This window comes from Humibacter sp. (assembly GCF_051954055.1).
Lineage (GTDB): Bacteria > Actinomycetota > Actinomycetes > Actinomycetales > Microbacteriaceae > Humibacter.
Genome location: NZ_JBQCIE010000074.1, coordinates 1 through 2,689, shown reverse-complemented (window position 1 = coordinate 2,689; position 2,689 = coordinate 1). Strand labels below are relative to the sequence as shown.

The 2,689-nt window shown below is 71.5% G+C and carries 2 protein-coding genes; both read right to left on the bottom strand.

Annotated elements, in window-relative coordinates:
* A partial coding sequence (locus ACTHNC_RS08395; protein ID WP_440294147.1) for a glycoside hydrolase family 3 N-terminal domain-containing protein occupies positions 1-554 on the bottom strand: 554 nt, incomplete at its 3' end.
* 176 nt (positions 555-730) lie between these two features.
* The coding region (locus ACTHNC_RS08390; protein ID WP_440294146.1) for a GMC oxidoreductase at positions 731-2,689 on the bottom strand (1,959 nt) is incomplete at its 5' end.

Here is a 2,689-nt window from a genome sequence, read left to right as displayed (position 1 = left end):
CCGATCGTCTCCTCGGTGCGACCCCAGCGCGGGTCGCGGGTGACGTCGAGCACGGGTGCGAGGCCCTGGTGCACGCCGACCGAGCGCATCCCGGTGCCGATGCGACGCGCGACCCGCTCGATCAGCGCGGGGTCGAACGTGGCGCCCCAGGAGAGCGGAACAGGGTAGTTGGTGGCACCCCACGCCGTGAATCCGGCGAGGCACTCCTCGTGCGCGATGGCCGGGATGCCGAACCTGTTGGCCGCCGCGATGCGCTTCTGGCTGCGCGCCAGCGAGACGAGACCGACCGCCGGGTCGACGGGGGCGGAGCCGAACGGTCGCGTCAGCTGCCCGAGTCCGTGCGGGAGCAGGTCGTCGAGCTCGACGGCGCCCTCGCTCATGTCGTGCTGGAACGGCGCGACGTCGTCCCCGACCGGCGACGAGGCGACCCAGACTCCGTACAGCTGCGCGACCTTCTCGTGCAGCGTCATCTCGCCGATCAGCGCCTCGACTCGCTCAGCCGCGGAGAGCCGCGTGTCGCGCCATCGCGCCCCGGGCGCTTTCGTCTCAGTCATCGTCGTCCCTTCAGATCGTGGCTCGCGCACGCCCGCCCGTTCATAACTCCTGCAGAATGGTGGCGGACATGACGCGCAGGCGCGGCTTACCGTGCGGCAAGCGTGAGTGCGGACCGAATTGCAGGAGTTACGAACGGGGCAGCGTGACGAATGGGTCCGCACGAGCCCTCCCTGCGTCACCGAGGCCATTCGGCCACGAGGTGCTCGGCCACGCGGAACGCGTTCGCCACGATGGTCAGCGTGGGGTTCACCGAGCCGTTCGTCGGGTGCAGCGACGAGTCGCACGCCACCACGCGACTGGTTCCCCACACGCGACCGAACGGGTCGGTCGCCGAGTTCTCCGGCGACGTGCCCATGCGCGCCGTGCCGCACGAGTGCTCGCCGGCGGCGGACGCGGTGGCAGGCCCGCCCTGCCGCCTGATGTCCGTGATGCCGGCGGCATCCAGCCAGCGGGCGCCCTGCACCGCCATGCCGTCCTCGACCTGCTGGCTCGTCCAGTGCACGTCCTTGCGCAGCGCCGCGCCGGGACGACCCCAGCGGTCCTTCACCGCCGCGAGCGTGACCCTGGATGACGGCAGCGGGATCTCCTGCCCCATCGCGAACACGCCGAACAGGTTGGCGCGGCCGCCGCGCATCCACTCCTTGTGGCCGGCGCCCCAGCCGGGAACGCCGGGAGCCGGCTGACCGGCCGACGTCAGCGGCAGCAGTCCCATCAGGTCGACGATCACGCCGCCGCCCCACGGAATCGTGTCGGCGTGCACGTGGTCGAGCGTCGCGACCGAATGCCCAGGACCGATGTACGGCTTGACCGGATGCTCCGACTCGCCCAGCACCGTCGCCGTTCGGTGATCGTGCAGGTAGCGCCCGATGTGATCGTTGCCCAGTCCGCTGGCCAGCAGCAGGCGTGCGGTCTCGACCGCGCCGGCGGACACCACCACGACGTCCGCGTTGACGGTGAGCTCGACGGGCGAGGTCGAGGCATCCGCCATGATGGTCACGCCGGCGCTACCGGTTCCGTCGCGCACCTCGATCACCTCGGCGTCCGGCAGCAGATCGCACAGGCCGGTCGCGATCGCGCGCGGGAGGAACGTGGACTGCGAACCGTTCTTCGCGTTCACCGGGCATGTGTTGCCGATGCACTGCGCACAGCGCACGCACGCCGCGCGGCCACCCCAGGGCACCGAGTTGATCGCGAGCGGAATCGGACCCCAGCCCCAGCCGAGCCGATCGGCGGCCGCGCCGAGCAGCTCCCGCGACGGTTCCGTGCCCATCGCGGGCATCGGGTACCCGGCCGAGCGGGGCATCCGTCTCGTCAGTCCGCCCTCTTCGCCTGCGACGCCGAGCTGCCACTCCGCCTTCGTGTAGTACGGCTCCATCTCCTCGTACGACACCGGCCAGTCCGCGAGGCTCGCGCCGTCGGGGTTGCCGTACAGCGTGCGCATGCTGAAGTCCTCCGGCATGAACCGCCACGCCATGCCCTGCCAGATGCGCGTGCCGCCGCCCACCGCATCGGCGTTCAGTCCGTAGACGGATGCGTCGTCGGTCCCGTCGAGCACGCGGTCGCCGTCGGGAAGCTGCGCGACCCGCGGATGCCCGGGGCCGGGTCCGACGGTCGGCCAGTACACCGCGTTGCGCTTGCCGTGCAGGTGGTCGCCACGGATCTGGTCGTTCCGCAGATACGGCGCGCGTTCGACGACCAGCACGTGCTTGCCTGCCGCCGTGAGCACCTGCGCGGCGACGCCGCCACCCGGTCCCGACCCGACGATCACGGCGTCGTAGTGCGCCTGCACAACGGCGGGTGCGACCGTCTTGAGCGGCTCCGGCTCGATCGGCGTGACTCCCTCCGGCACGCCACGGAACCCCACCATGTCGAGGCCGGCGGGATGCCTGCCCTCCGACGAGGCGTAGTACCCCTCCCAGCACACCCTGCGCAGCGCGTCGAACGAGCGTGCACCGGATCCGGCCGCCACGACGGCCAGGATCCTGTCCTGCGCTGCGGGATCCAGAGAAGCGAAGCCGTCCGCCCCTGCTCGATGCGCCTCATCGTCGAGCCGGCCCGCCAGCGAGATCAGCTCGGGCCACGCCCACGCGAGGTCGCGGTCGGCCGAGATCGGGTCGACGGTGAGGTACTCGGC